Source organism: Streptomyces sp. PTL18, assembly GCF_059510295.1.
Genome location: NZ_JCAJZO010000175.1, coordinates 1 through 257, shown reverse-complemented (window position 1 = coordinate 257; position 257 = coordinate 1). Strand labels below are relative to the sequence as shown.

At 70.0% G+C, this 257-nt stretch carries 1 protein-coding gene; it reads left to right on the top strand.

Annotated elements, in window-relative coordinates:
- On the top strand, positions 1-257 hold a 257-nt coding region (locus AC5WS8_RS39525), incomplete at both ends, for a transposase (RefSeq protein WP_496108296.1).

Sequence of the window (257 nt, the reverse complement as noted above, 5' to 3'; positions counted from 1 at the left end):
GCGCCCGCCGATTAGAGGACCCGACCCTGGTGGTCCTGGACACCCAGAGTGTCCATGTGGCCGCCGGGGTACCCACCACCACGAGTGGCCACGATCCGGCCAAGCGGGTGCCCGGCCGCAAACGCGGCCTGGCCGTGGACGTCCTCGGCCTGGTCATCGCAGTCACCATCCTCGCCGCGAACACCCACGACAACGCCGCGGGCATCATCCTGCTGGACCAGGTCGCCGAACACACCAGCGGCAGCGTCCGCAAAGCC